The 25,411-nt window shown below is 52.8% G+C and carries 25 protein-coding genes, 3 tRNA genes and 1 pseudogene; 9 read left to right on the forward strand and 20 right to left on the reverse strand.

Annotated elements, in window-relative coordinates:
• Positions 1 to 108: 108 nt before the first annotated feature.
• Genes AAIE03_RS10565 through AAIE03_RS10580 form a run of 4 tightly spaced genes read right to left on the reverse strand, consistent with a single transcriptional unit; the run spans position 109 to position 4,698 of the window.
• Positions 109 to 1,488 carry an efflux transporter outer membrane subunit gene (locus AAIE03_RS10565; RefSeq protein WP_013025316.1) on the reverse strand — a complete coding sequence of 460 codons (1,380 nt, stop codon included), beginning with the start codon at positions 1,486 to 1,488 and terminating at the stop codon, positions 109 to 111.
• Positions 1,485 to 2,585, reverse strand: coding sequence for an HlyD family secretion protein (locus AAIE03_RS10570; protein ID WP_014593401.1), 1,101 nt, complete (start codon positions 2,583 to 2,585; stop codon positions 1,485 to 1,487). Before AAIE03_RS10570 ends, AAIE03_RS10565 begins: the two co-directional genes overlap by 4 nt.
• Positions 2,582 to 4,267, reverse strand: coding sequence for an MFS transporter (locus AAIE03_RS10575; RefSeq protein ID WP_014606155.1), 1,686 nt, complete (start codon positions 4,265 to 4,267; stop codon positions 2,582 to 2,584). Before AAIE03_RS10575 ends, AAIE03_RS10570 begins: the two co-directional genes overlap by 4 nt.
• A 2-nt stretch (positions 4,268 to 4,269) precedes the next feature.
• Positions 4,270 to 4,698, reverse strand: a complete 429-nt coding sequence (locus AAIE03_RS10580; protein WP_013025313.1) for a MarR family winged helix-turn-helix transcriptional regulator — start codon at positions 4,696 to 4,698, stop codon at positions 4,270 to 4,272.
• A 154-nt stretch (positions 4,699 to 4,852) separates the two neighbouring features.
• Between AAIE03_RS10580 and AAIE03_RS10585 the strand changes: the two are divergent.
• The 4 genes and pseudogenes from AAIE03_RS10585 to AAIE03_RS10600 all read left to right on the forward strand — a co-directional run bounded on the left by AAIE03_RS10585 (position 4,853) and on the right by AAIE03_RS10600 (position 8,419).
• Positions 4,853 to 5,698: pseudogene (locus tag AAIE03_RS10585) on the forward strand (AraC family transcriptional regulator).
• Between the two features lie 42 nt (positions 5,699 to 5,740).
• A complete protein-coding gene (locus tag AAIE03_RS10590; protein WP_024470946.1) occupies positions 5,741 to 6,148 on the forward strand; it encodes a DUF2000 domain-containing protein in 408 nt (135 codons plus the stop codon).
• 370 nt (positions 6,149 to 6,518) lie between these two features.
• On the forward strand, positions 6,519 to 6,779 hold the full coding sequence (locus AAIE03_RS10595) for a biofilm/acid-resistance regulator YmgB/AriR (protein ID WP_013025310.1): 261 nt from the start codon (positions 6,519 to 6,521) through the stop codon (positions 6,777 to 6,779).
• Positions 6,780 to 6,913: 134 nt separating this feature from the next.
• Positions 6,914 to 8,419 carry a SulP family inorganic anion transporter gene (locus AAIE03_RS10600; protein WP_014593397.1) on the forward strand — a complete coding sequence of 502 codons (1,506 nt, stop codon included), beginning with the start codon at positions 6,914 to 6,916 and terminating at the stop codon, positions 8,417 to 8,419.
• 36 nt (positions 8,420 to 8,455) lie between these two features.
• On the opposite strand, the gene AAIE03_RS10605 is transcribed toward AAIE03_RS10600, so the two are convergent.
• The 10 genes from AAIE03_RS10605 to uvrY form a co-directional block, all read right to left on the reverse strand.
• Positions 8,456 to 8,653 carry a DUF6404 family protein gene (locus AAIE03_RS10605; RefSeq protein WP_013025308.1) on the reverse strand — a complete coding sequence of 66 codons (198 nt, stop codon included), beginning with the start codon at positions 8,651 to 8,653 and terminating at the stop codon, positions 8,456 to 8,458.
• A 242-nt stretch (positions 8,654 to 8,895) separates the two neighbouring features.
• A complete protein-coding gene (locus tag AAIE03_RS10610) occupies positions 8,896 to 9,048 on the reverse strand; it encodes a hypothetical protein (protein WP_498563001.1) in 153 nt (50 codons plus the stop codon).
• Between the two features lie 109 nt (positions 9,049 to 9,157).
• Complete coding sequence (locus tag AAIE03_RS10615) at positions 9,158 to 9,427, reverse strand: YrhK family protein (RefSeq protein ID WP_013025306.1); 270 nt, start codon at positions 9,425 to 9,427, stop codon at positions 9,158 to 9,160.
• 739 nt (positions 9,428 to 10,166) lie between these two features.
• A complete protein-coding gene (locus tag AAIE03_RS10620) occupies positions 10,167 to 10,373 on the reverse strand; it encodes a hypothetical protein (protein ID WP_013025305.1) in 207 nt (68 codons plus the stop codon).
• Positions 10,374 to 10,795: 422 nt separating this feature from the next.
• A tRNA-Leu gene (locus AAIE03_RS10625) sits at positions 10,796 to 10,882 on the reverse strand.
• 10 nt (positions 10,883 to 10,892) lie between these two features.
• Positions 10,893 to 10,966, reverse strand: a tRNA-Cys gene (locus AAIE03_RS10630).
• 40 nt (positions 10,967 to 11,006) lie between these two features.
• Positions 11,007 to 11,082 (reverse strand) — tRNA-Gly (locus AAIE03_RS10635).
• 191 nt (positions 11,083 to 11,273) lie between these two features.
• The gene (gene pgsA, locus AAIE03_RS10640) at positions 11,274 to 11,822 is read right to left on the reverse strand and encodes a CDP-diacylglycerol--glycerol-3-phosphate 3-phosphatidyltransferase (RefSeq protein ID WP_006118776.1); all 549 of its coding nucleotides are present in this window, start codon (positions 11,820 to 11,822) and stop codon (positions 11,274 to 11,276) included.
• Positions 11,823 to 11,890: 68 nt separating this feature from the next.
• On the reverse strand, positions 11,891 to 13,723 hold the full coding sequence (uvrC, locus tag AAIE03_RS10645; protein ID WP_013025304.1) for an excinuclease ABC subunit UvrC: 1,833 nt from the start codon (positions 13,721 to 13,723) through the stop codon (positions 11,891 to 11,893).
• The gene (gene uvrY / locus AAIE03_RS10650) at positions 13,716 to 14,375 is read right to left on the reverse strand and encodes a UvrY/SirA/GacA family response regulator transcription factor (RefSeq protein WP_013025303.1); all 660 of its coding nucleotides are present in this window, start codon (positions 14,373 to 14,375) and stop codon (positions 13,716 to 13,718) included. The genes uvrC and uvrY overlap by 8 nt, the downstream gene beginning before the upstream one ends.
• A 428-nt stretch (positions 14,376 to 14,803) precedes the next feature.
• On the opposite strand from uvrY, the gene AAIE03_RS10655 reads away from it, so the two are divergent.
• Positions 14,804 to 15,028: a DUF2594 family protein gene (locus tag AAIE03_RS10655; protein WP_013025302.1), complete on the forward strand. Its 225-nt coding sequence runs from the start codon at positions 14,804 to 14,806 to the stop codon at positions 15,026 to 15,028.
• A 33-nt stretch (positions 15,029 to 15,061) separates the two neighbouring features.
• Here the strand turns inward: AAIE03_RS10655 and AAIE03_RS10660 are convergent, their stop codons facing one another.
• From AAIE03_RS10660 to AAIE03_RS10670, 3 genes are all read right to left on the reverse strand, one after another.
• Entirely contained in the window at positions 15,062 to 15,673 is a 612-nt protein-coding gene (locus AAIE03_RS10660; RefSeq protein WP_019106211.1) for an acyl-homoserine-lactone synthase, read from the reverse strand.
• Between the two features lie 122 nt (positions 15,674 to 15,795).
• Positions 15,796 to 16,518 carry an autoinducer binding domain-containing protein gene (locus tag AAIE03_RS10665; RefSeq protein ID WP_498563002.1) on the reverse strand — a complete coding sequence of 241 codons (723 nt, stop codon included), beginning with the start codon at positions 16,516 to 16,518 and terminating at the stop codon, positions 15,796 to 15,798.
• Positions 16,519 to 17,440: 922 nt separating this feature from the next.
• On the reverse strand, positions 17,441 to 18,136 hold the full coding sequence (locus AAIE03_RS10670) for an extensin-like domain-containing protein (protein ID WP_014593363.1): 696 nt from the start codon (positions 18,134 to 18,136) through the stop codon (positions 17,441 to 17,443).
• Between the two features lie 284 nt (positions 18,137 to 18,420).
• On the opposite strand from AAIE03_RS10670, the gene cycA reads away from it, so the two are divergent.
• Positions 18,421 to 19,812, forward strand: coding sequence for a D-serine/D-alanine/glycine transporter (gene cycA / locus AAIE03_RS10675; RefSeq protein ID WP_013025298.1), 1,392 nt, complete (start codon positions 18,421 to 18,423; stop codon positions 19,810 to 19,812).
• Positions 19,813 to 19,854: 42 nt separating this feature from the next.
• Here the strand turns inward: cycA and AAIE03_RS10680 are convergent, their stop codons facing one another.
• From AAIE03_RS10680 to AAIE03_RS10690, 3 genes are all read right to left on the reverse strand, one after another.
• On the reverse strand, positions 19,855 to 20,829 hold the full coding sequence (locus AAIE03_RS10680; RefSeq protein ID WP_014606162.1) for a metal-dependent hydrolase: 975 nt from the start codon (positions 20,827 to 20,829) through the stop codon (positions 19,855 to 19,857).
• A gap of 47 nt (positions 20,830 to 20,876) precedes the next feature.
• On the reverse strand, positions 20,877 to 21,512 hold the full coding sequence (gene rutR / locus AAIE03_RS10685) for an HTH-type transcriptional regulator RutR (protein WP_014593360.1): 636 nt from the start codon (positions 21,510 to 21,512) through the stop codon (positions 20,877 to 20,879).
• A 169-nt stretch (positions 21,513 to 21,681) separates the two neighbouring features.
• Positions 21,682 to 22,596, reverse strand: coding sequence for a DMT family transporter (locus AAIE03_RS10690; RefSeq protein WP_015700632.1), 915 nt, complete (start codon positions 22,594 to 22,596; stop codon positions 21,682 to 21,684).
• A 505-nt stretch (positions 22,597 to 23,101) separates the two neighbouring features.
• Between AAIE03_RS10690 and wrbA the strand changes: the two genes are divergently transcribed.
• The 3 genes from wrbA to AAIE03_RS10705 are packed head-to-tail and all read left to right on the forward strand — an operon-like array spanning position 23,102 to position 25,390.
• Positions 23,102 to 23,701 (forward strand): NAD(P)H:quinone oxidoreductase, encoded by a 600-nt coding sequence (gene wrbA, locus AAIE03_RS10695; protein ID WP_013025294.1) that lies wholly within the window; start codon positions 23,102 to 23,104, stop codon positions 23,699 to 23,701.
• 20 nt (positions 23,702 to 23,721) lie between these two features.
• Complete coding sequence (locus AAIE03_RS10700) at positions 23,722 to 23,952, forward strand: YccJ family protein (protein WP_013025293.1); 231 nt, start codon at positions 23,722 to 23,724, stop codon at positions 23,950 to 23,952.
• A 55-nt stretch (positions 23,953 to 24,007) separates the two neighbouring features.
• Positions 24,008 to 25,390, forward strand: coding sequence for an NAD-dependent succinate-semialdehyde dehydrogenase (locus AAIE03_RS10705; protein ID WP_024470944.1), 1,383 nt, complete (start codon positions 24,008 to 24,010; stop codon positions 25,388 to 25,390).
• The last annotated feature ends 21 nt before the right edge of the window (positions 25,391 to 25,411 follow it).

Raw genomic sequence — 25,411 nt, forward strand, 5'->3', positions numbered from 1 at the left:
GTAGAGCAATCTTATTCAGGAATCCGTTATTTTACAAACCCGCCCTGATGGAGCGGCACGACCGGAATGTGCCGCCCTTCAGCCCCTGCCATACCGGCTAGTGCGGCGCTATTTCCCGGCAGACCAGCCGCCGCCCAGCGCGCGATACAGCTCAATTTGCGCCTGCAGTAGATTATTTTTGACCGTCACCAGGTTCAGTTGAGTCGCAAACAGGGTGCGCTGTGCATCCAGCTCGTCCAGATAAGAGGCATAACCGTTTTGGTAGCGTTCGGTCGCGATGCGCAACGCGTCGGCGACAAACTGTTCCTGTTGACGAAGCGCTTCCTGTTGCGCCTCGCCCTGGCGAATCGCATCCAGTGCATTATTCACCTCTGAAAAGGCGTTTCGCACCACTTTCTCATAGCTGTACAAAGCCTGATTACGCGAAGCCATGGAGACATCCACCTGCGCGGTTAACGCTTCACGATTGAGTAAGGGGGCCAGAATACTGCCGCCGACGCTCCACAGGCGGAAAGGATCGTCCACCAGCTGATGCAACACGGAACTCTGAAGCGTGCCTGAGGCAGTGAGGTTAATTCCCGGCAGCAGCTTCGCTTTGGATGACGCCAGCGTGGCATCGGCGGCCAGCAGTTGACGCTGTGCCTGCACGATATCAGGACGACGATTCAGCAGTGCAGACGGCAGTACGCCCGGCATAACCTGCGGCATGATAGCCGTGAACGCCCGATGGCGTGCGATTTCACGTGGATTCATCCCTACCAAGATGCTGAGCGCATTTTCCTGTTGCGCAATTTGATGCTGGAGTTGCGGAACCTGAGCTTTAGCGGACTGATACTCAGATGAAGCCTGCATCCACTCCAGCCGGGAGGTATATCCCGTTTCGAACTGGCGCTGCGCCAGTTTGAGCGAGTTGTGCCGCGTTGCCAGCGTAGCCTCGGTAACGCGCAGTTGCTCATCCAGCGCGCACAGCGTCATATAACCGGATGCCACCGAACTGGCGATGGTCAGCTCGGCTGCCGAGGCGGCGGCCTGCTGTGCCTCCAGCGTCGCCTGCGCCGCATCGATCGAACGGCTGCGCGCGCCCCACAAATCCACATTGTAGCTGGCCTGTAGCTGTCCCTGAAAAACCGAGGTGTCATTAGGCTGACCCGTCGCCGCGGATAATGCGCGCTGACGCGTCGCCGCGACGCCGCCGCTGAGCGTCGGAAAATTGTCCCCTTCCGTTGCACGTAGCTGGGCCCGATACTGATCAACCCGTGAACGGGCGATCAGGATATCCGGATTATTACGCAACGCCTGATCCACCAGGCGATTCAGATCGGCGTCGCCGAAGGCCTGCCACCATGCGGCTTCCGGTGGCGCAGAAGGCCCTACCCGATCGCGCCACTGTGGGGGAATGGGCAAGGCGGACGGGGCTTTGTCGACCTGGGTGCTGCACCCTGCCAGCACGACCGCCAGCAGGGCAGCGGCTATACGCAAGCCCTTCATGGCGTTTTCTCTCCCTCTCCGTCCACGTGTGCGGCCGTGTCAATGCTGACCTCAACCGACATCCCGGGACGCAGCTGTTGCTGGACCTCTGGCGCCACATCAATACGTACCGGAATACGCTGAGCGATTTTAACGAAGTTGCCGGTCGCATTGTCCGGCGATATGGCACTGAATTCTGAACCTGCAGCAGGTGAAAGATATTCAACGCGACCCTGGAAGGTTTTACCGTCCAGTGCATCCACACGAATCGTTACCGGCAGCCCCGGACGAATATGCGCCAGCTGCGTTTCTTTGTAGTTCGCGATAATCCACTTATGGTTGGGCACCACCGACGTCAGGCGCGTACCGGCCGTCACGTAGGCGCCTTTACGCACGGATAGCTGTCCGAGTTGCCCTTCGTCAGGTGAGGTAATGCGCGTGTTGGCCAGATCGATTTCCGCCAGTTCCAGAGCGGCCTTTGCACTGGCCACGTCCCCTTCAAGCGAGGCACGGTTAACAATGACCGTTTGCAAGTTTTGCTGGGCCACCGCAACCTGCGCTTCCGCCTGATGCAGCTGAGCCAGCCCCTGCGCATTCGCCGCGCGCGCCGCATCGCGTTCGCGCATCGAGAGCGAACCGTCTGCGGCCAGATTTTCAACACGTTTTAGATCCAGACCGCTTTTCACCGCCTGGGCTTTGGCGTTTTCCAGCGCCGCTTTATTACTCTGAATCGTGGCCTGCGCGCTGAGGCGCTGCTGCTGATTATTATTGAGTGCAGCCTGCTTCATGGCCAGCTGCGCCTGCGCCTGGTGCACGCGCTGACGATAGATACGATCGTCAATGGTCATCAGTAACTGACCTTTTTTAACCGGCTGCAGGTCAACCACATCCACCTGGGTCAGATAACCATTTACCTGCGGGCTGATAAACGTGACCTGCCCGCGGACATAAGCATTTTCCGTGCTCTGAACGGAACTGGTGAAAGGCCAAAGCTGCCAAGCATACAGAATAACCAGCACGCCTGTCACCACAATACCGCTGCCTAAGGCAATCGAGAGAATACGACGGCGGTTGGCCCGATCGCGCTCTGCTGCCTGAAGTTCATCCTGTTGACTCATTGTTGCTCCGTTCGTTCTTGTGCGGCGGCAAGCTGACGCTGCTCTGCCAGATTGAAGGTGGCCTGTCGCCAGTCGAGATAGCGCCGACGCGTTAAGCGCCACAGCACCCACATCAGGGTAATCAGCGCCAGAGCCGCCGTCAGCAGATAGGTATCGTTATAGGCCAGTACGTTGGCCTGCAAGGTTGCGACTGACTGAAGCTGGCTGGTGCTTTGTGCACTAAGCAGGGCGCTGTCGCTGATCTGACTGGTAAACAGGGCGCCATATTGGCTAAGCCGTTCACTGACGTTGGGATCCAGTAACGATAATTGATCGCCAAGAAGACTGGAGTGATATTTTTCACGCCAGGTTTGAAAGGTGCCCAGAATCGCCGAGCCGATTAAGCCGCCCAGATTTTGGCTCATGCCAAACAACACCACAAAACTGACCAGATTTTTCGGCTGGGTTACCACGCTACCAATGCCCATCAACATGGCGGGCGCCATAAAAAAGGCGCTGCCGAATCCCAGTAAAAACTGGCTTAAGTACATGTTGTTCGCGCGGGTAACCGGGCTGGATTGCGCGTCCATCAGTGAGGCGATGATCATCACGATGAGTGACACCACAATCGGCCAGTTGAGATGCGTTGGCTTAATGGTTAGCGCACTGGCTGCAATGCCGGCAATCACCCCGGCGATGATCGCCCAGGCTAAGCCGTGCAGTTGATCGTTTTGTAGGCCAATCTGCTGCAAAAAACCTATCGCACCGGTATTCTGCTCCGCCAGCACGATACGAATCATGATCATCACGATGCCCAGACGCACGATCATCCCGTTGCTGAGCCAGCGCGTATTGATCAGCGGATTGCGGCGGTTATGTTCAATCACGAAAGCCGTGACGATCAGCACCAGCGCCAGCGCAGCACAAACGCCGAGCCAGGGCGTGCTAAACCACCATTCAATTCGGCCGAGTGACAGTACGCCGCACAGCAGTGCCATGCCCGGTGCCAGCAGCATAAAGGTGACAAAATCCATCTTCTCAAACGCCTTAATACGATCGCCCGGCGGCAGCTTAACCACCAACACCGCGCCCAACGCAATCAGCGCTAACCCCAGTTCAAACAGATAAAGCCCGCGCCACTCCTCAAGCTGGAGCAACTCGCTGGAAAAGAGTCGGGCCAGCGGAATCGCCAACTGCGAAACGGTCAGGCCAATAACCAGGGCCTTCAGGCGATGTTTCGCCGGCCACGCCTGCACCTGATAATAGATCCCCAGCGAGCTCAGGGCAGCGCCCACCATGCCATGGGCGGTGCGTACGATAATCGCCGAACTGAGATCGTTGGCAAAGAGATGGAAAAAGGCGACTAAGACATAAAGCACCAGAAAGGCTTCGGTGAAAACCCGCAGTCCAAACTGCTGACGAAATTTCACCAGCAGCAGGTTGATGGAGATATTCCCCATCACATATACCGCCGGTAGCCAGGCGATTTCATTGGAGTAAGCGGCAAAGGTTCCTTGCAGATTCGTGAGGTTCGCACTGACCAGCGCGTTGCTCAGTGCACCGGTCAGGGAGATCAGCAGGCCAATCAGCCCAAACGCAATGCGTTTAGGCGTTGAGTGCAGCGGCGTCGAAGGCGACCCCGGCAGCATAGGTTTTTCATGTGGCAACCATTCACGCGCAGCGTAGGGATTGCGCCGGGCCATAATTACATCGTTCCCATTCGGGTCAGCAGTGTCTCTAAAATTCGCTCAACCACCGCGAGCTCCTGAGGATCGATATCAGCCAGCAGCTCAGCACGTAAGGCATCCGCGTGGGTTTTAACGTTGGCGAACGCGTCATTCCCTTTTTCGGTCAGCACCAGGTGACGTTTGCGGCGATCTTCGGCTGGCTGCACGCGCGTCAGTAAATCCTGCTTCACCAGACGATCCACCAGCGGCACCATACTGGCATCCTCCAGCCCCATCCGTTGCGCCAGTTCCGTTTGCGTAAGCCGCTGAGGTTCGCTGGCAATAAGCCCAATCGCCATCCAACTGCTGGTACTTAAGCCACTGTCTTTCAAATGACGATCGACGGCCAGACGCCAGGCATGAGCAGTAAGATGGAGCAAGTGCGTAAAGGTACGGGTAGATGACATTTAAATAGCAACCTAATGATTAGAGTTCTAATTAGTTGAATAAGTTATTATACGCAAAGCAAATTGCGAATGAAAAGTGTCTGCTCTGTTAAATACTGGATAATCGCGGCAGAATGTCCAGGTTGATACTGTCGTAAAAGTTTCGTGGAGTAAAATGCGTGTGAAAGACTCAACAGACAGCTGGGTGGATTTGCGTCGCGACCCAAACAGCGGTATTGAATCTCTGCGGGCGCATTTTACCGGTCATGCCTACGATCCTCACTGGCATGACAGCTATTTAATTGGCGTGACTGAGCAAGGCGTACAGCAGTTCCATTCCCGACGTCAGCGTCATCACAGCCGCCCCGGCACCGTCTTTATGTTAGAACCTGAAGAACTGCATGACGGCGATGCCGTTGATGCCCAGGGTTTTACCTACCGTATGCTGTATCTTTCGCCTCACCAGCTACATCAGCAGCTTGCGCCAGCCTGTCTTGATGGACTCCCCTGCGGAGAGCTACGCTTTGCCAGCACGCTGAAAGACGATGGTCAACTCTCCTGGGCGGTCTGGCACGCGTTTGACGCTTTCTGGCACGATCATCCCCAGCTCATTAAAGATGCAGCGCTGGATCGCTTATTCCAGCAACTCCGTTATTCTCCCGTCTTGCGCGGCGCCCGGGCAGAGACAGCACCGTCGCTGGCGCATCAGGCGCGCGACTGGTTGATGGCTTATCATGCGGAAAATCCCGGCATTGCCGAGCTGGCGCAGGCGCTCAACGTCGATCGGTTCCGCCTCTCCCGGCTGTTTCAAAAATAATGGGGCCTGCCGCCGCACGCCTGGTTAGTGCAGTGGCGCCTGAGCCAGGCGCGCCGTCGGCTGGCCATCGGTGAATCGCCCGCACAGGTTGCAGCCGAGCTGGGTTTCGCCGACCAGAGCCATCTGGGGCGCTGGTTCAAACGCGCCTGCCAACTGACGCCCGCGCGTTACCAGCAACTGTGCACAAATCTTCCAGACGCCTGAGCTGAGCCTTGCCACAATGGCTTTTTGCCTCAGGAGATGAAAATGACACAACCACGATGTGTAATGATATTGAACAGCGCGTTACCCGCTGGCAAAGCAACCAATGCCGCAGCCGTTATCGCCCTGACCGTGGGTCAGCGGCACCCTTCCCTTGCAGGCGAAGCCCTTGAGGATGCCGCCACCCGGCGCTTTCCCGGCCTGATTCCGGTAGGCATCCCCGTGCTAGCCGCTGATGCACAGCAGCTCAGCGCATTATGGCCGCAGGCTGAGCAGGCGGAATGCGATATTGTGGTGTTTCCGGAAGAAGGTCAGTCGACGACAGACTATGGCGCCTTTACTGCCGCCATGAAGACACAACCGGCAGCGGAATGGCGTCTGCTGGGCGTGGCTATCGTCGGGGACAAGAAGAAGGTCCGTAAACTCACCGCGAAACTTCACCTGTTTGCTTAATCTGCTGTGAATCGTGCTGCTCACGCGCCGATTTTTCAACTTGTACACATTTCCCTGTACAGATTAACGGCAAATAATTTACCTAAAATGCTGATTGTTAATCATTAGCATTTTTTGCTTAATAATTTACTTGTACAATCAAAGTTACATTGTATAACTTTACAGCCAACGAGTTGTGATCACGACTCTGTAACGAATGATGCATCTGCGTCGCCTCTGAAGGTGTAATGGATTTCCACCCTCAGAGGTTTCTTTTTTGATTATCTCGACCTGTTTACGGCGTTGGGTTCCATTGTATTTTATGCGATGGCTTTTAGGTCTGTTTGTCCTGCTGTCCGCCCGGGTAGCTGGCTATTTGAAAGGCTAACACATGCAAAACACACTGCCCCAAACTGATAAAGAGATTGCTGACTACTTTACCGTTGCTGGTAACAAGCCTGACAGTGATATGGAAATTCTTGGACTGGTGGTTGCAGAAATTCTGCAGTCAGGCATGGCTGTGAATAACAAAGCGATAATTTCTAAGCTGATTCATCGTCTTGAACTGGAAAGTGACGAAGTTTCACTGGATGTTTATCGTCACCTGCTGGAGATGGTGGTGTATAAAACCCCTGACGACTTAACGGTATAGTCCTTTCTCCATGGATGGAGTCATTTCGCTTTCTCTGGCTTCTTCTTTTATCCATCGGTAACATCTGCCCCTCACCATATCCAGTCCTCCTTGCCTTTCGCGCAAGATATGAATAAAAGAGCCTGCACAACATTATGATTCAACAAAACGATGTCGCCACGACCGCCGTTGTGGAAAACGATATCAGTGTGGGGCGCGTACTGCGCTCGCCTGCACTGCTTACCCGAGAATGTCTGGCTGGCGTCATTACGGCCCTGGCACTGATTCCTGAAGTGATCTCTTTCTCTGTTATCGCGGGCGTCGATCCCAAAGTCAGCCTGGTCGCCTCTGTTGTACTTTGCCTGACGCTGTCCATTCTTGGCGGACGGCCGGCCATGGTGACCGCGGCGGCGGGTTCGGTGGCGCTGGTGATTGGCCCGATGGTACATGCCCATGGCGTGGCCTACATTCTGCCTGCGGTCGTGATGGCCGGACTGATTCAGATTCTGTTTGGTGTCACCGGGATGTCACGGGCGATGCGCTATATCCCACGTTCGGTGATGATCGGCTTTGTGAATGCGCTTGGCGTGTTGATTTTCTTTGCTCAGGTTCCCCATGTCTGGGGTCAGTCGCCTGTAGTATGGGCTCTGTTCGCACTCACTCTGGCGATTGTGCTGCTGTTGCCCCGAGTGCTTAAAAGTGTTCCTTCCCCTCTGGTCGCCATTATCGTTGTGACCGGCGTGGCGCTGCTGATGGGTTACCGGGTACCGGATGTGGGGGATGAAGGCCCGATGAGTGCCGGCTTACCTGACTTTACGACCTTAGCCGTACCGCTCGATCGCCACACGCTGCAAATCGTCTGGCCCACGGCGCTCAGCATTGCGTTTGTCGGGCTGATGGAATCGCTGCTGACCGCCAAATTAGTTGATGATCTTACGGACACGCCTTCCAGCAAACGGCGCGAATCCTGGGGGCTGGGCATAGGCAATATTTTTGCTGGCTTTTACGGCGGCATCGCCGGCTGCGCCATGATTGGCCAGACCATTGTTAACGTAGAACTCGGCAAAGCGCGCAGTCGGGTATCAACGATTGCGGCGGGCCTGGTCCTGCTGCTTCTCGTCACCGGCCTGAGCCACATTATGGCGAAGATCCCTATGGTTGTTCTGGCCGGAATCATGATGGTGGTCGCCGTCAAGACGGTAAACTGGCACAGCCTGCAACCGGCAACCCTGAAACGGATGCCCTGGTCAGAAACGCTGGTGATGGTGCTGACGGTAGGCATTACGGTACTCACCGGTAATCTCGCGCTTGGGGTACTGTCCGGGGTTATCGTTGCGATGATGTTATTTGCACGCCGCGTTGCGCATGTCATTCATGCCGAAAGGCAGCTAAGCGAAGACGGGCAGTCGGTGCGTTACACCGTGCGCGGGCCGCTGTTTTTTGCCAGCAGCAACGATTTGTTTGAGCACTTTGATTACGCACAGGATCCGAAATCCGTCATTATCGACCTCACCCACGCGCAAATCTGGGATGCCTCCAGCGTCGCCGCGCTGGATGGAATCGAATATCGCTACCAGCGCTATGGCACGCACGTGACCATAGAAGGGCTGGATCTGCGCAGCAGTGATTTCCATCGCCGCTTGACCGGTAATCTGAGCTGAGTCACTGGCCTGCTGCCTGAGCGCAGCAGGCCGCAGTCAGGCTTGCTGGCGGCGGGCTTTGTAGCGGGCCACCATGGTGATGAGTGCCTGGTATAGCAACCCGGCATACAGGCTCATTAAAATGGCCAGTCCAATCTCTTTGCCCTGCGCCTGCCATGACATAAACCACATGAAGACGCCCCACAGAACCGAAAAAATCAGCCAGCCGCGGACGAATTTCAAAATGCCATTCATAACATTACTCCTCTACATTGATGCGCTACCTTAACCGGAGTGAAGACAAAAAGCCGAATCATCATCGTGAGATGAGAAGTATCTCAAAAAACAAACAAATGGCCTTCCTCGCTTCGCTTTTCCCCTTCGCCACCCTATTTTTAGTTACGGGTGTCTACAATTAGCTTACTGTTAATTTCATAAGGGAAATAGAATGAATCGTCGTCTGACCTTTTTAGCCGCTGCTTTTGTCGTTTCCACGCTCAGCGCCTGCGCACCGCCGCCGCCAGGTCCGGGTTGCGGCGCGCCACCGCCGCCGCACGATCGTCGTCCACCACCACCGCCTCCACCTCCTCGGGCTGACGCCCCTCCTCCGCCCCCTCCACCCGCAACCGGCGAACAACCGCCTCCGCCACCGGCTCGCACCTGGTAACGTTTTAGCAGCGATGTTAAGTCTGACCGCCTTACAGCCGGGCCGCAGAATAGCGGCCGGGCTGACTCATCTGAACCACCTATCTCAGGCTGTCACCGCGAAGTGGCAGGGCGAGAGCGATAAACACGTTTGACATGAATAAGCTCTGCCAGGGTTATCGCCGGGCGTAACAGAAGTTGAAGGCTGCCGACCACAAATAACCAGGTACCGCCAGTCATTAGCGAATCAAAGAAAAAAAGAACGCTTCCTGTCAAAAACCATATCGCGATAAAGAGATCGTTCAGTGCCCCAAGGGCCCGGTAGCGGCGCGCTATGATGATGTGGTCTGAACCGAAATCGATTTCTGCTTGATGTCCGGGCACGGCTTGTCCTTGTCAGTTTGGTCGGTATGTATTGACAAGGTTAGTGCACTGAATGGGATAAGTACGCCTTTGTTGATTTAAGATCGCGATGACAGGAAAGCATCCTGTGCCAGAGCGAACAGTCGGCTGTTTTCATTTCGAAAGACGCGCGCCAACGCCACTTAACGGATCGCTGGCAACACTCTGGTTTAATGTTAAAAACAAGATTCGAAGCTTAGCTCGTTGTTTTAGCGAAGCGCGTAAATTCATGCTTGCGCTGTAAAGGCATCTGTTGAAACACTTTTGTATTTCACGGCGCAAGAGGCCGTGAAGGCATGGCAGGGATACGCATTCGGAAGAGAGATTTTGGGCACACCGATGGATGAAGAGGACGGGCGAAATCACTATCAGAAACAGGCTCTGCAAAGCGCGCAACTTAGAGAGCAAATGGTTGAAATATAAATATTTTATAAAATAATCTCGTCGACCTGGTTTTATTCTTACTCATGCCTGAAGGTTTCTTCTTTACGGCCGATAATCAAAATGTAATCGATAGTACCTTATCTTTATAGCCCTGTTCGCTATGCCCACATCCGAGTGGGCTTTTTTCTATCTGACACAGGCATATCGTGCCTTTTATCGATCAAATCTCATTCAGTTGTATCTAAAAAGCACGATCACTGTATGCTTCCACAGTCAGTCAAAATTGACTGCTGGATTTTCCCTTGTAACAGTTTCTGCCTGTGTAACGCAGGCCTTTTTAATTTACTGCCTTCCCTGCCCTGACAAACTCCGCCGCCATTCTGTAAACCTCCGCCTGAAGTGGATTCGTCTCCTCTTTCATCCAGTCTTCAAGTATTTCAGCAAGCTCTAAATCAAAAAAACCTTCTTTTACATCAAGCAGTTCCAGCACGGCTTTACCGATTGCGGTAAAGATAATATAGGGCCGTTCATCATCGTCGTCCATGTGAGCCTAAGTTGTGAAACGGAAATTCAGCATAGCACATAAAATGAGCAATTAATTTTATTCCTGCGGTTGAAGGCTTCCCTGCTCTTTTGGCTGTTGCCCATCAAGCTCAAACGCTAGCGCTGATGCCGCTGACTACAGCCTGCACGCATCTGTTTTCCTTTTCAGTTCGTGAACGACCTGGCCTTGAGTTTTCGACGCGGGCATGAAGCTGAGGGATGCCAAAATGCAGGTTTATGCAAGGCAGGAGAGTACGAGGATAAGGATGGGCTGACGGTCCGTGATGAAAGGTGGCAGCAAAAAATGTCATCGCTAATTCATCGCCATTTCATCGCCACTGCCGAATGTCAGATACAAAAAAACCGCCCAAAGAGGCGGCTTAAACGACACTGCTACTACTTGATTTTATTGATGTTTCAATATGGTGCCCGGGGCGGGACTTGAACCCGCACGACCTTGCGATCGAGGGATTTTAAATCCCTTGTGTCTACCGATTTCACCACCCGGGCGAGGTATAACTGGAGGCGCGTCCCGGAGTCGAACCGAGGTACACGGATTTGCAATCCGCTGCATAGCCACTCTGCCAACGCGCCTTAAACTTGTCTGCTGCCAGGTTATCCTGGCCTGCTAATTTGGAGCGGGAAACGAGACTCGAACTCGCGACCCCGACCTTGGCAAGGTCGTGCTCTACCAACTGAGCTATTCCCGCATCATCTTACCGTTCAGTTTACTGCCTGCTGAAGGGCTCGATATTTAATGCACTTCATCGAACTTACTGATTTTTCTTAGCTTCTGCAGCTGTGCTGCCGTTCGATGCGATGCATTCTACTGAGATGACGCGATGAGTCAATAAAATTATCCCCACAATGCGTCCGTTTGCTGCTTTTTAAATCGTATCGATCACGGTTCGAGCAAATCCCCGCGCGCCGCGCTCAGATACTGAAACATCGACCAGAAAGTCAGCACTGCCGCAATGTATAACGCAACGACACCCACACCGACAACCATGCTGTCCGGACGCCACAACAAGGCAAAAAGTGAGAACATCTGTGCCGTTGTTTTTACCTTACCAATCCAGGAAACGGCAACGCTGCTGCGTTTGCCGATTTCAGCCATCCATTCGCGCAGCGCGGAGATAATAATTTCTCGTGCAATCATCGTTGCGGCTGGCAGCGTGATCCACCAGGCATGAAAGTACTCTGCAACCAATACCAGGGCAATTGCCACCATGACTTTATCGGCAACTGGATCGAGGAAAGCGCCAAAGCGGGTTGTCTGCTTCCAGCGACGCGCCAGAAAGCCGTCGAACCAGTCGGTCACGGCTGCCACAACAAAGATCAACGCGGTAACAAATGGCGCCCAGTGGAACGGCAGATAGAAAGCCAGCACAAAGAACGGAATAAGAACGACGCGAAACAGGGTAAGACAGGTCGGAATGTTAAATTGCATATGCTGGTAACTGTCTGGATTGGGTGGTGTTTAACGTATGTTCCTACATTGCCCACCCTGTTTCAATGCTAGTGTTTCAACGAGTAGTAGATTTTTTCCGCCAAAGCATGGGATATGCCAGGGACATTCGCGATCTCTTCCACCGATGCATTCATCAGCGGTTGCAGGCCCCCCATGTACTTAAGCAACTGCTGGCGTCGTTTTGGCCCCACACCTTCAATGCTTTCCAGAGCACTGGTATTTTTCACTTTGGCCCGCTTTTTACGGTGCCCTGAAATAGCATGATTGTGAGCATCATCACGAATATGCTGAATCACGTGCAGCGCTGGTGCATCAGGCGACAGGGAAATCCCCTCGCCCTCCGCCTCGAAAAACAGCGTTTCAAGACCGGCTTTGCGATCGGTGCCTTTTGCCACGCCCAGTAAAATGGGACGTGATTTATCCCAGCTCACGTCCAGTTCGGCAAAAACCTGCTTTGCCTGAGCCAGTTGGCCTTTACCGCCGTCGATCAAAATGACATCGGGGATCTTCTCTTCCTCAATCGCTTTTCCATAACGGCGACGCAGCACCTGATTCATCGCTGCATAATCATCACCAGGCGTGATGCCGGCAATGTTATAGCGGCGATAATCGGCACGGAGGGGACCGTTTTGATCGAACACGACACAGGACGCGATGGTCTGCTCTCCCATGGTATGGCTGATATCAAAACACTCCATCCGGGTGATTTTATCCAACTCCAGAAACTCGGCTAGCGCAGTGAGACGCTGATGAATGGTCGAGTGCTGAGACAGACGGGTTTTTAATGCCGAACCGGCATTGGTTCGTGCCAGTTTGAGATAGCGCGCGCGATCACCACGAGGTTTACTTTGAATATTCACCCGACGCCCGGCTAATTCGGTCAGCGACTCAGACAGCAGTTCGCGCTCAGGTAAGGTGAAATCCAGCAAAATTTCACCGGGCAGCGTCCGCATTTCGCTACCCTGCAAATAAAACTGCCCCACAAAGGTTTGCACGACTTCCGCCAGATCGGTATCGGCGGGCACCTTTGGAAAATAGCTTCGGCTTCCCAACACTTTACCCTGACGAATAAACAGCACGTGTAAACAGGCCATACCGGCATCGTAGGCCACGCCAATCACATCCAGGTCGTCGCCCTGATTAGACACAAACTGTTTTTCGGTGACGCGCCTGACGGCCTGGATCTGGTCGCGCAGGCGTGCCGCTTCTTCAAACCGCAGGGCATGGCTTGCATCTTCCATACGGCGGACCAGTAAATTCAGCACCTGATCATCCTTACCCGCCAGAAAAAGCCGCACGTAATCCGTTTGCTGTGCGTACTCTTCCTCACTCACCAGCCCGGCAACACAGGGACCAAGGCAGCGGCCAATCTGGTATTGCAGGCAGGGGCGCGTACGGTTGCGATACACGCTGTTCTCGCATTGACGGATAGGAAACACTTTTTGCAGCAGCGCCAGCGTTTCTCGTACCGCGTAGCCATTGGGGAACGGGCCGAAATATTCGCCTTTCGCGTGTTTCGCGCCCCGATGCATCGCCAGGCGAGGATGAACATCGCTGCTGAGAAAAATGTAGGGGTAGGATTTATCGTCGCGCAACAGAACGTTGTAGCGCGGTTGATAAAGCTTGATGTAATTGTGCTCAAGCAACAACGCTTCGGTTTCAGTATGGGTTACGGTGACATCGATGTGATGGATGTTACTCACCAGCGCTTCGGTTTTTCGGCTGCCAACGTTCGTACGAAAATAGCTCGTAAGCCGCTTTTTCAGATCTTTGGCTTTGCCGACATAGATAACCGTTCCGGAAGCGTCATACATCCGGTATACGCCGGGTTCACTGGTGACCGTACTCAGAAAGATTTTGGGATTAAAGAGGTCACTCACTACTTATTAACGGCTCCGCATTATACAGGCCATGTCTGATGGCCAGATGCGTTAACTCTACATCGCCACTGATATTCAGTTTGCTGAACATCCGGTAACGGTAGCTGTTAACGGTTTTAGGACTGAGATTAAGCTGCTCGGAAATTTCCGTCACCTTTTGCCCCTTGGTGATCATCAGCATAATCTGCAATTCCCTTTCCGACAAACAGCTGAAGGGAGATTCGGCTTTTTGTGGCTCAATCTGGCTAAGCGCCATTTGTTGAGCGATGTCCGATGCAATGTAGCGCTGCCCGGCGTTGACCGAGCGAATCGCGTTTACCACTTCCTGTGGCGCTGCGCCCTTACTGAGATAACCTGCGGCACCAGCCTGCATGACTTTTGCCGGCAGGGGGTTTTCAGTATGGATAGTCAGCATGATGATTTTGATATCAGGGTTGTAGCGCACGATTTTTCGCGTCGCCTCCAGCCCGCCGATGCCCGGCATGTTCATATCCATTAAAATGACATCAACCTGATTAGCACGGCACCACTTAACGGCATCTTCACCACAACAGGCTTCGCCAGCGATCACCAGACCTTTAATATCTTCGAGAATACGGCGGATACCGGCACGTACCAGTTCATGGTCATCGACAAGAAGGACAGTGATCAACGCGAAGCACTCCGCAGCTAATAAGAGGTAGCATTTAACGATTGCAAGCGGCAATCATACCCGTTTTTGCATTAAAAGCACATATACAAAGTCGTGGAAGGAGAGCTTTCAATGATTTATATCAATGCAAATCCTGGGTTATTGGAAAGCCCATCCCAAAAAACAGCTACTGCAATGGGATTTTTAAAAAAATAGTCTTTTCATGAAGTTAAAAAAAACATAACGTCTCAATTAATCATCTTCCTGACATTGCTGTCTGTTTTTTTGACCTGACCATTCCTGCACGTGATTAATAAATTTAACTGAACAAAGTCAGGCGGGAACGCCTGCTGTCGTGATGCACTCAGCAAGCGTAATCCCCTGTGGTATACTCTCGGATTGCTGTGCGTACCGAATAAGAGACGACGTTAACCACCAAGGAGAAATTCATGAGCGATGAAGATTTCGCGACCTCGCAGGAAACGCAAAAATTATCTGATGAAGTGGCTTGCCTGAAGATGATGATCACACTGATTCTGAAAGGAATGGGCCAGGCCGATGCGGGCAAAGTGATCATTAACATGGAACGCTACGTCAAAACCCTGGGCGACATGCCGCAGGCGGAAGTGTTCAGCAACACGATCAAGCAAATCAAAGCGGCTTATCGTCAGTAACGCTAAGATGCCCCCGTCACCGGGGGCATAAACTCAACCGTGCGGGTGCCAGTTAACCGAGACGCCCAATGAAGGCAGAACCTCCTCCGGGCTGAAGCGACGTGCACCACGGTATTTTTCTGCCAGTGCTGGCTGGCTGACGGGAATACGGATGGCAAACAGGTTATCTTCCGACTGAATCAGTCCGGGCGTTAAGGGCTGATAAACGACCTGATGCTGCTCGAACATCTTTTCCAGCATCGGCGTGGCCGAGCTGATAATAAATTCAATACCGCTAATTTCGGCCAGTTGAACAGCATGCCAGAGAATCGTAAGTGGCAACTCAGCATCGACCTCCAGCCGCGCTGAGAAACGCGACATTTCCCAGACTTTTTCGTGGTTGAACGGTAAAACGATACCTTCCGTTTGCTCGGGTTCAGTCCAGGGCATTAATCGCGCACAGCCACTGATACCATTGCGTACACTCCATGCGATCAACCAGGTTACATCAGAGCGATCAAAACGATCGTACTCTTGCCCAGGCGTGCTCAGACGCGGCGGAATCGACCAACCTTCACCCCGTGCAAACACGCTATAACGGTAACTGCCAAGCTCGGCAAGCAAGGAAGATGGCATATCCTTTAACTGCGTTTGAACTATTTTCATCATGCGCCTCTGACATCCCCATGTTTGCAATGATTTCTTTGCGCCTGCCCAGGAGCGCACTAGCGCAGGGTAGACAAGTGACCTCAACGAGGGAACTACTAAAGTTGGCAGTTGCTTTTCATTTAAATCAGTCCAATTGCTGCGGCGTAGCATGCAATTTGAGTTTTATTAGAAACATTAAAACGTTTTTTCATATTTTTTTGGTAAAAATTTACGGTGTGCTCAGAAATCGACAAAATAAGTGAAATTTCTTGTGACGTTTTGCCTTCAGCAGTCCATCTCAAAATTTCGAGCTCACGCTGACTAAAATCATTTCCCTGGACCATCAGTGCTTCATCATTCAGGCGTTCGAATAAGGACAGGCTTTGCTCAGCCAAAAAATGCAGCTTTACCTCGAGCTCAACTCGCCGGCTGCCAGTAATAAAGGGACGCTTTGATCCTATAGATAATATACCAACGGCGCGATTTGATGCCATTGCAGAACACGAAAATCCGCTCAGGAGCCCAAAATTACACGCATCCTGCCACATTTCTTTTGCCGAGCTAAACAGCTCAGGCGTCCACTCAACCCCTTTTCCTGAGCGCAGGCAAAGCTGCAACACGGGATCGATCGCATAATAATTCTGCTCTTTATAACGTTTAATCCATAATTTAGGATAAGTGTCATGTAAATAAACACGTGGTCGGGTAAAAGGAACGCGGTGCTGGATAAAAAAAGCGAAATAATCGAAACCCAGTGACTGGATATAATCCTGCAGGAGCCCCTTTAATTGTTGGGTCGTCGCCAGTGCCTGAAAATGATTTTCAGTCTCAGTCCGCCAGGAAAAATAATCTTCACTTGTCATATTGCCTCAACTTCCACTACGTGCTTGATATCTTTGCATCAGAAATGAATTTACCCTGTGTCAGCACATCAAAAAAAGCTTTATTTTCATTTGGTTTTCAGGACCCGTTACGGGCAAAATGCCAAAACCAGGGATAAAAGAATGCTGCTGGCAATTCAGGCAACGCGTGATGGGCAGAATAATAGGATTTTTCTTATATTTTTTCAATCTTTAAACGCAGCCAGCATTGAAAAATAATACTAAAGAAGTTGCGGTCCGCAACTTATTATTTTCCTGGATGACCCATTTGATACCCGCAACGGGTCAATGTACACCTTTTATGCATCATCATTGCTGATTAAACGTTCAAGGCAAAGCCTAAAAAAGAACATGCTGCAGTATCGCTGACATCAAATGTGGCGTTATTCAAACCTCCGGGTAACATGATCTCTGCCGAAAACGCGTCCCTTACCGCGCCTGGCGCCCTACCCTTTTGGCTCTGCTCAAGCGTGATGCACGACCTTAAGTGAAACGCGTGACGCAAAGAGAATGTCTTTTCCCTGATAAGAAAGAAGCTGTTCATATTGTTGCCCCAGGATAAAATATCAGACATGAATTAACTTAACATATTGTCTGAGCGGGGGTAAAATACAGCCTGTAAAAAACAATCAATAACGTATTTAATAAGAAAAAAATATCACAATAAAATATCGGAATGTTAATAAAATTAAAACACGGCAACGACCTCAGAATTCATTATCCCACATGCATTAAATAACGTCTATTCGCTGCAAGGCACAACGCCACACATAAAAAAGGTTGCATACCCGGATATAATGTTAATAAAAAAATCGAAGCCTGAAAAACCGAAATAGTCGCATATTTTTTATGCTGGATAATAAGAAATAAAAACCCCGTAATTACCCTCAGCGCTGTCCTGTTACTATCTGCAATAACCTGCCCCACGCATGCCAAAATGAAAATGTGTTGCATGCGCAGTATTATAATCCGGCCCAAGCGCATTACCAAAAAAGTGACAACCTGTTCGCCACAATCCGTGAAGTAATAGCGCTTTCTCTTCAGGTTGCTGCCAGTGTTGACTGACCACCAGCCGCTGACCATTGGCCAGACGATAGGCCGTTATATCCCAGGCGTCAGCAGTGGCATGTTCGCTTAGTCGCCCCTGAGTTCGGTGATAGATATTACGACAGGCATAACTGCCAACATGCTCAATGCCCACCAGCCGGGTGCCCGACTGCTGAAGAATCTGCTGACTGCTGTGAACCACATACAGGGTGGCCGCAACGGCCATGGGACAGCTGGCCAGAAAGCTGCTGCTGAGTGATACTGCGCCCATTTTTTGCACTCTCAGCGGCTGAGCTAGCGGACACTGGCCGGCGATGGCTGGTTGCTGGCTGAAACTCACCCGTCCCGCCTGCTCTGCCCGACGCATGACGTCAAGACAGGCGGCAGGATCATTTTGCAGACGCTTGATTTTCAGCCGCGTCATCCAGCCTGGCGGATCGGTCACCGACAGAGGCGTGAACGGATTAAACTGCGGGGGTAAGTGCTGTTTCAGCCAGGGCAAACTCATCCACCCCAGTCCGGTCATGATAATAAGCAGGACAAGCGTGCGCATAATGCCTCTGATGTGAAACAACCAATAATGAGGAAGTGTAGAAGCGCCGTGCGTTGTCTGCCCCGGAGATAACACAAGGTGATGAAATATTACCTAATCTGACGTAAAAACCGCCTGCTGGAAGCAAAAATGCTCTTTTGATGAGTATGTTGTCTGATATTGTTAAAAAATGATTACCGTTTTTATCCTTACTTCCTCTATCTTATGCCCAATTGTTTCAGACACTCAGTCATCCTCAACAGCCATCAGAGCTGACACAACATCAAGACAGGAAAGACAATTTCATGGTTGATCACTCTCACCACACGCAGAGCCCGCAAGGCTCAGACACATTGCGGCGTAATCTGCATAACCGGCATATCCAGCTCATCGCTATCGGCGGCGCTATCGGAACGGGTCTGTTTATGGGCTCGGGAAAAACCATTAGTCTGGCCGGCCCGTCCATCATTTTCGTCTATATGATCATCGGCTTTATGCTGTTTTTCGTCATGCGCGCAATGGGCGAATTGCTGCTGTCGAATCTGGAATACAAATCCTTTAGCGATTTTGCGGCCGACTTACTTGGGCCGTGGGCGGGCTACTTCACTGGTTGGACATACTGGTTCTGTTGGGTGGTCACCGGTATCGCCGACGTGGTGGCTATCAGCGCCTACTTCCAGCTCTGGTTTCCAGGGTTCTCCATCTGGATGAGTGCGCTGTTGTGCGTCTTTGTCTTTTTGGCGTTGAATATCGCCACGGTGAAGATGTTTGGTGAGATGGAATTCTGGTTCGCCATCATCAAAATTGTGGCGATTGTCGCCTTAATTGTGACCGGAATCGTGTTGGTTTCACTCCACTATCCTTCTCCCGGTGGCGGTACCGCAGCCCTGAGTAATATCTGGGATCACGGCGGTATGTTTCCCAAAGGACTGAGCGGATTTTTTGCCGGGTTTCAGATCGCTGTGTTTGCCTTTGTCGGCATTGAGCTGGTCGGTACGGCCGCCGCCGAAACACAGGATCCGCACAAGGTCTTACCGCGCGCCATTAACGCGATTCCCTTGCGCGTCATTATGTTTTATGTCCTGGCACTGATGGTAATCATGTCTGTCACGCCCTGGACAGAAGTGATGGCCGATCGCAGTCCGTTCGTTGAGATGTTTGTTTTAATTGGTCTTCCGGCGGCGGCAAGTATCGTGAACTTCGTGGTATTAACATCTGCCGCCTCATCGGCTAACAGCGGCATTTTCTCGACTAGTCGCATGCTGTATGGCTTATCACAGCAGGGCGTTGCCAGTCGGGCTTTTGGGCGGTTATCTGCGCGCGCCGTTCCCACGACCGGCCTGTTCTTCTCCTGCTTCTGTTTGCTGTGCGGCGTAGCGCTGATTTACCTGATTCCGGATGTGATGACCGTCTTTACTCTGGTCACCACGGTTTCGGCCATTCTGTTTATGTTCGTCTGGACCATCATCCTGTGCAGCTATCTGGCCTATCGCAAAAAATTTCCGGAACGCCATGCGGCATCTAACTTTAAAATGCCGTTGGGTAAATTCATGTGTTGGGTTTGTATGGCCTTCTTCGTGTTTATTCTCGTCCTGCTCACGCTACAGGAGGATACACGTCAGGCATTAATGGTGACGCCATTATGGTTTATCCTGCTGGCCATCGGCTGGCAGCTGCGTAAACGCACGCGCCGTTAATCCCCAGCATGAAGAAAGCCCGACAAAAGTCGGGCTTTTTTTTTATAACTGCTCAGCAATATGGCTGAACGTGCGCTTCAACGTGCGCCCGGCGGACGGGAGGCGCTGCGGCCGGGCATCCGGACGCTGTGCCGTTCCCAAACCAAAGGTGAAGGTGTAGCGGTCATCGTCGCCCATACGCAAATCGGCGATGGTGACCTGTCCATCGCGCTCACTCATGGCATAAAAGCCGTGGCTGAACCACGCAATGCGCTCGGCAAACCAGTTCCCCTTGAATGATGCAAATAATTCAGGATGACGGGGCCGCCAGGTCACCGTAACGGGACGCCGCGGCGACAGCAAAGACCAGTAAGCTTCCCCATAACGATCGGGCGTGATAATGACGCTACGCCAGACAAGGGTATTTAGCGCCGTGGGCGTGACCAGCACCTTGTTTGTTGCAATGCCCTGCTGTTCAAGTGACTGTTTGATCTGCCCGTCCGCGACCTGCTGAATCAGCACGCTCCAGACGAGATAGGCCGAGCTCAATGCCAGTCCCGCGCGGTTCCAGCGCAATCCCCGATCGCTGCGACGCCACAACGCCACCGCTAAGCCAACGAGCAGCGGTAAGGTATAAAGCGGATCGACAATATATATGCTGCCGATCGCGTAAGGATGATCGGTAAGCGGTAATCCCAGTTGCGTGCCATATACCGTCATCAGATCGAGAAGAGGATGGGTGATCAGCGCCAGCCAGATGGCGGGCCACCAGGCCGTCCATGCTGGCCCGGCACGACAAAGCCGTGCAACCAGCCAGGCCACTAAGGGGGAAAGCAGCGTCAGATAAAGCAGCGCATGGCTTTCGGTTCGGTGCAGCGTCATATTGCGGATAGCATCACCGTGATCGAGAAAGACATCAAGATCCGGCAACGTTCCACAGGCCGCGCCGATAATGGCGGCCTGCCAGGCCGGAACACGGCGGCCCATCACCGCCAGGGTTACTGACGCGCCCAGTACGCATTGTGAAACAGAATCCATCAGCCCGCTCCAGTGTTTATTCCTGTATTCAGTATGGCCTTGTTCTTTTAACGCACCCGAATACCTTCAATAATAATGCGCTGAACGTTCTCTACCGTTTCTTCAAAAAACAGCGGATTAGTGAGCCTGTTTCCCGTAATGGCTTCAACCTGACTGGCAAAATCGGCGTAGTGCTGCGTGGTTGCCCAGAGCATAAAAATCAGGTGTTGGGGCTGAATACCCGCCAGCCGTCCTTCGGCTATCCAGCGCTGTATAATCGCTGTTTTATCATCCATAAGTTGTTTTAAATCCCCCGCCAGTTCACCTTTCAACAGGGGCGCCCCCTGGAGCATTTCCAGGCAAAACAGCCTTGATGCCTGCGGATGGTCCCGCGAGACTTCAAGTTTTAGGCGGATATAGTGCCGAATGGCTCTCAAAGGATCCTGATCGTGGCTCAGTGCACGCAGGGGCGCCAGCCAGACATCCAGGATCTCTTTCAACACAGCAATATAGAGCGCTTCTTTGGAAGGATAGTAGTACAGCAAATTCGTTTTAGAGACACCGGCGCGGTCAGCGACTTTTTCCAGCCGCGTACCGTGGATGCCAAACTGGGAAAAAAAGCTCAGCGCGGCCTCCAGAATAGCAGCCCGTTTGGCAGCGACGGCCACTGAGCGGCGCGTGGGCACTGATTGTTCCTTTTTCATAGGGTTCCCCTCGCCTGACACTGTGTATCACAGCAAGCTCATGAATTTGCCACGTGATAACAGTGAAGGTTTAAACGCTGCGGTAATGTCAGTAACACGCACAACGACAACATCTCTCTCAGAACAGGCGCAATAACCGACTCGCGCCTTCGCGTCATCCTTTCGACCTTCATTCGTCCCGCGAAGAGGCTGAGGGTATCGCTTTGCGGCGCTTCAGACGCAGTTCACTGATAATCACGCCGCAGACGATAAAAGCGCCACCAAGTATCGCGGCTGCCGGCAAACGTTCGCCGGCGATGCGCCCGACCACGCCCGCCCATACCGGCTCTCCGGCGTAAATAACCGTTGCCCGCGTGGGCGACACGCTGCGTTGTGCCCAGTTCATCGTCACCTGGATAAGCGCACTGGCGGCACCCAGACCTAATGCGCTGAGCAATAACGGCGTCGACAGGGCAGGCAACGTTTCCCCGTTGGGAAGCATAAAGCAGAAGGCACAGAGTGAAGCGACGGTAAGCTGTATAAAGGTCACACGACGAACATCAACATGACCGGCAAAGCGGCTGATAAGAATAATTTCGCCCGCAATCGCCAGGGTACTGATAAGCGTGGCAATCTCACCCTGATTGAGCACCACCCTTCCGTCCTGCGGCCCCGCAACCAGTATTAAGCCGCAAAACGCCAGTAAGATACCCAGCCATGCCATTAACGGAGGTGGACGCCGCAGGAACAGCCATTGTAAAAGCGGCACAACCGGAACGTATAAGGCGGTCAGAAAGGCCGACTGGCTGCTGGAGATGGTCTGCATTCCCCATGTCTGCAGACCGTAACCCGCGGCAATGGTCAGGCCGATAAGCGTTCCCGCTTTTATTTCAGTCCAGCTGATTGCGGCAAGGTAACGGCGAAAAAAGAGCGCCAGCAGGATGGCCGCAGTGGCAAACCGCAACCCAACAAAGAAAAACGGGCCTGAGTGCTGCATCGCCCGATGTACCACTAAAAACGTCCCGCCCCAGATCATCGTAATGAAAATAAGTACCCATTCCTGACGCGTTATACGCACGGTCAGTCTGCGCGTCGTAGTCGACATAGTTCACCTGCCTGATTGATTCAGGCGCTATTGTGATCGGCGATGCCGGGTAATGCAATGTCACTCGCCGACGCGCTGACCCTGAAGACGAATAAAACGCGCTGCCGCCATCGGTAATGGGCCACTTTACCTTTCCGCCCGGAATGAATCCGGTCAGGCGCGGCATCATGTCTTACCGCTTCCGTTGCACGCCTTAGCATCTTTCATTGAGCCGCCTTTGTAAACGGACAGGCTTTGATGAGTCATATTCCAGGAAGGATGCGCGACGACATGTTGCCCCCCCGAATTAAATAACTTTCAGGGCTTTCAGGGCTTTCAGGGCTTTCAGGCAGAAATTTACATTTAGAAACAGAGCAAACGCTAAGAATCGCCCTGGAATTAGAATATTAACCCCAACAAAACCCCATTTTCAGCGTTTTTTAAGCCGTTAGGCCGAGTGCGTACCAGCAGTTGTTCAAAGCTCTTCTATACTTTTGGGTGTGTTGAATAACCCCCGGAGAGACCAATGGCCAAGATTCTGGTGCTGTACTATTCAATGTATGGACATGTTGAAACCATGGCTAACGCCGTGGCAGAGGGCGCCCGCAAGGTACCGGGTGCGCAGGTAGACGTGATGCGCATTCCTGAGACTATGGACGCTGACCGCTTTGCAGACGTTGGCGGTAAAACGCAACAGTCCGCGCCTGAAGCCACGCCTGAGATATTGCCGCAATACGACGCCATTATTGTCGGCACACCTACCCGTTTCGGTAATATGTCCGGTCAGATGCGTACGTTTTGGGACCGCACAGGCGGCCTGTGGGCATCCGGCGCGCTGTACGGCAAAATCGCCAGCGTCTTTGCCTCAACGGGTACAGGCGGCGGCCAGGAGCAAACCATTACCTCCGTCTGGACCACCCTCGCCCATCACGGCATGGTTATCGTTCCGATCGGCTACGGCACGAAAGAGATGTTTGACATTTCTCAGGTGCGGGGCGGCACGCCTTATGGCGCAACCACGCTGGCAGGAGGAGATGGCTCACGTCAGCCTACGGAAGAAGAATTGATCATCGCCCGTTTTCAGGGTGAACACGTTGCCGGACTGGCAGCAAAACTTAAGGATTAAACGCCCGGAAGGAGATCGTTATGTCGAATAGTCAGGCAAAAGCCCACCATGTTGGCGAATGGGCCAGCTTACGTCACACCTCACCTGAAATTGCCGAGGCCATTTTCGAAGTCGCCAATTATGACGAACGCCTTGCTGAAGAAATCTGGCGGCAACAGGGCAGTGACGACGTATTAATCCGTGCATTTGAAAAAACCAACCAGGATGTCCTTACCTGGGACGACAAAACGGTAGAACGAAAGAACGTTTAGCAGCATGGCGGGCTATCCCGCCATGCTTTTTTTATCGCTGACCAAGGAGCACTCTATGTCTTCCTATCAAAGCATCAACCCTGCAAACAACCAGTTAATGAAAAGCTGGCCTTCCCACGACAGCGCGGCGGTAAGTCATGCGCTGGAAACGGCCGACCGCCTCTATCATTCAGACTGGAGTAAAGGCGACATCCAGCCACGCCTCCAGGTGCTGAAAAAACTGGCTGATCTGATTGATGACCGTGCGGAAGAACTGGCTGCCATTGCCAGTAAAGAAATGGGCAAGCTAATAGGCCAAAGCCGCGGTGAAGTGCAGATCTGTTCCCAGATTGCGCGGTACTATGCCGAGCATGCGGAGCGCATTCTTAAGCCACAACCTTATGACAGTGAACTGGGCGAAGCCTGGGTTGAATATCATCCTATCGGTGTGCTGGTGGCGGTTGAGCCCTGGAACTTCCCGTATTATCAGCTAATGCGCGTGCTGGCACCCAACCTGGCGCTGGGAAACCCTGTACTGGCCAAGCATGCCAACATTGTCCCGCATTGTGCTGACGTATTCGAGAAGTTGGTCAGGGAAGCCGGCGCACCCGAAGGGGCCTGGACTAACCTGTTCATTTCTACCGATCAGGTGGCGGAACTGATTGCCGACGATCGTGTTCAGGGCGTAGCACTGACCGGATCCGAACGTGCCGGAAGTGCTGTCGCAGAACAGGCTGGTAAGCATCTGAAAAAATCGACGCTGGAACTGGGCGGCAACGATGTCTTCGTGGTAACTGAGGACGCCGACCTGGATGAAGCCGTACGCCAGGGCGTGCAGGCGCGTCTGAGCAACTGCGGTCAGGTTTGTACGGCCGCTAAGCGCTTTATCCTTAATGAGAAAATTGCGGATACCTTTATCGATAAGTTCAGCGCGGCAATGAATGCCGCAACGTTGGGCGATCCGCTGGATGAAAAAACCACGCTCGGCCCCCTTTCCTCCGCCGACGCACGCGATCGTCTGGTAAAACAGGTTGATGAGGCAGTGGCGAAAGGTGCCCGTCTGATCACCGGCGGTAAAGCCGTGGCAGGCGTGGGCTGCTTCTATCAGCCCACGGTCCTGACCCACATCACGCGCGACAATCCTGCTTACTTTGAGGAGTTCTTTGGCCCCGTCGCGCAAATGTACGTGGTGGCTAACGACGCAGAAGCGGTGGCGCTGGCCAATGATTCGCACTATGGGCTAGGCGGTTCGGTGTGGACACAGGACATTGCGCGTGGCCGCAAGCTGGCATCGGCGATCGAAACCGGCATGGTCTTTATTAACTCGCAAAGCGATACCTCGGCTGAGCTGCCGTTTGGCGGCGTTAAACGTTCGGGCTATGGACGTGAATTGTCCGATCTCGGCATTAAAGAGTTTGCTAACCAGAAGCTGGTGGTCGTTGCAGGCCAGGCCGGTTGATTCCGGCAATAAAAAACCCCG

It is taken from the genome of Pantoea sp. Ae19-2 (assembly GCF_059801205.1).

Coding starts and splice junctions, on each gene's coding strand:
- AAIE03_RS10690 (WP_015700632.1), bottom strand. CDS start 22,596: ATGTCGACTACGACGCGCAGACTGACCGTGCGTATAACGCGTCAGGAA.
- AAIE03_RS10595 (WP_013025310.1), top strand. CDS start 6,519: ATGCAAAACACACTGCCCCAAACTGATAAAGAGATTGCTGACTACTTT.
- cycA (WP_013025298.1), top strand. CDS start 18,421: ATGGTTGATCACTCTCACCACACGCAGAGCCCGCAAGGCTCAGACACA.
- AAIE03_RS10580 (WP_013025313.1), bottom strand. CDS start 4,698: ATGTCATCTACCCGTACCTTTACGCACTTGCTCCATCTTACTGCTCAT.
- AAIE03_RS10680 (WP_014606162.1), bottom strand. CDS start 20,829: ATGGATTCTGTTTCACAATGCGTACTGGGCGCGTCAGTAACCCTGGCG.
- AAIE03_RS10665 (WP_498563002.1), bottom strand. CDS start 16,518: ATGACAAGTGAAGATTATTTTTCCTGGCGGACTGAGACTGAAAATCAT.
- AAIE03_RS10605 (WP_013025308.1), bottom strand. CDS start 8,653: ATGAATGGCATTTTGAAATTCGTCCGCGGCTGGCTGATTTTTTCGGTT.
- AAIE03_RS10660 (WP_019106211.1), bottom strand. CDS start 15,673: ATGAAAATAGTTCAAACGCAGTTAAAGGATATGCCATCTTCCTTGCTT.
- wrbA (WP_013025294.1), top strand. CDS start 23,102: ATGGCCAAGATTCTGGTGCTGTACTATTCAATGTATGGACATGTTGAA.
- AAIE03_RS10620 (WP_013025305.1), bottom strand. CDS start 10,373: ATGGACGACGATGATGAACGGCCCTATATTATCTTTACCGCAATCGGT.
- rutR (WP_014593360.1), bottom strand. CDS start 21,512: ATGAAAAAGGAACAATCAGTGCCCACGCGCCGCTCAGTGGCCGTCGCT.
- AAIE03_RS10670 (WP_014593363.1), bottom strand. CDS start 18,136: ATGCGCACGCTTGTCCTGCTTATTATCATGACCGGACTGGGGTGGATG.
- AAIE03_RS10705 (WP_024470944.1), top strand. CDS start 24,008: ATGTCTTCCTATCAAAGCATCAACCCTGCAAACAACCAGTTAATGAAA.
- AAIE03_RS10575 (WP_014606155.1), bottom strand. CDS start 4,267: ATGGCCCGGCGCAATCCCTACGCTGCGCGTGAATGGTTGCCACATGAA.
- AAIE03_RS10590 (WP_024470946.1), top strand. CDS start 5,741: ATGACACAACCACGATGTGTAATGATATTGAACAGCGCGTTACCCGCT.
- AAIE03_RS10655 (WP_013025302.1), top strand. CDS start 14,804: ATGAGCGATGAAGATTTCGCGACCTCGCAGGAAACGCAAAAATTATCT.
- AAIE03_RS10700 (WP_013025293.1), top strand. CDS start 23,722: ATGTCGAATAGTCAGGCAAAAGCCCACCATGTTGGCGAATGGGCCAGC.
- pgsA (WP_006118776.1), bottom strand. CDS start 11,822: ATGCAATTTAACATTCCGACCTGTCTTACCCTGTTTCGCGTCGTTCTT.
- AAIE03_RS10600 (WP_014593397.1), top strand. CDS start 6,914: ATGATTCAACAAAACGATGTCGCCACGACCGCCGTTGTGGAAAACGAT.
- AAIE03_RS10570 (WP_014593401.1), bottom strand. CDS start 2,585: ATGAGTCAACAGGATGAACTTCAGGCAGCAGAGCGCGATCGGGCCAAC.
- AAIE03_RS10565 (WP_013025316.1), bottom strand. CDS start 1,488: ATGAAGGGCTTGCGTATAGCCGCTGCCCTGCTGGCGGTCGTGCTGGCA.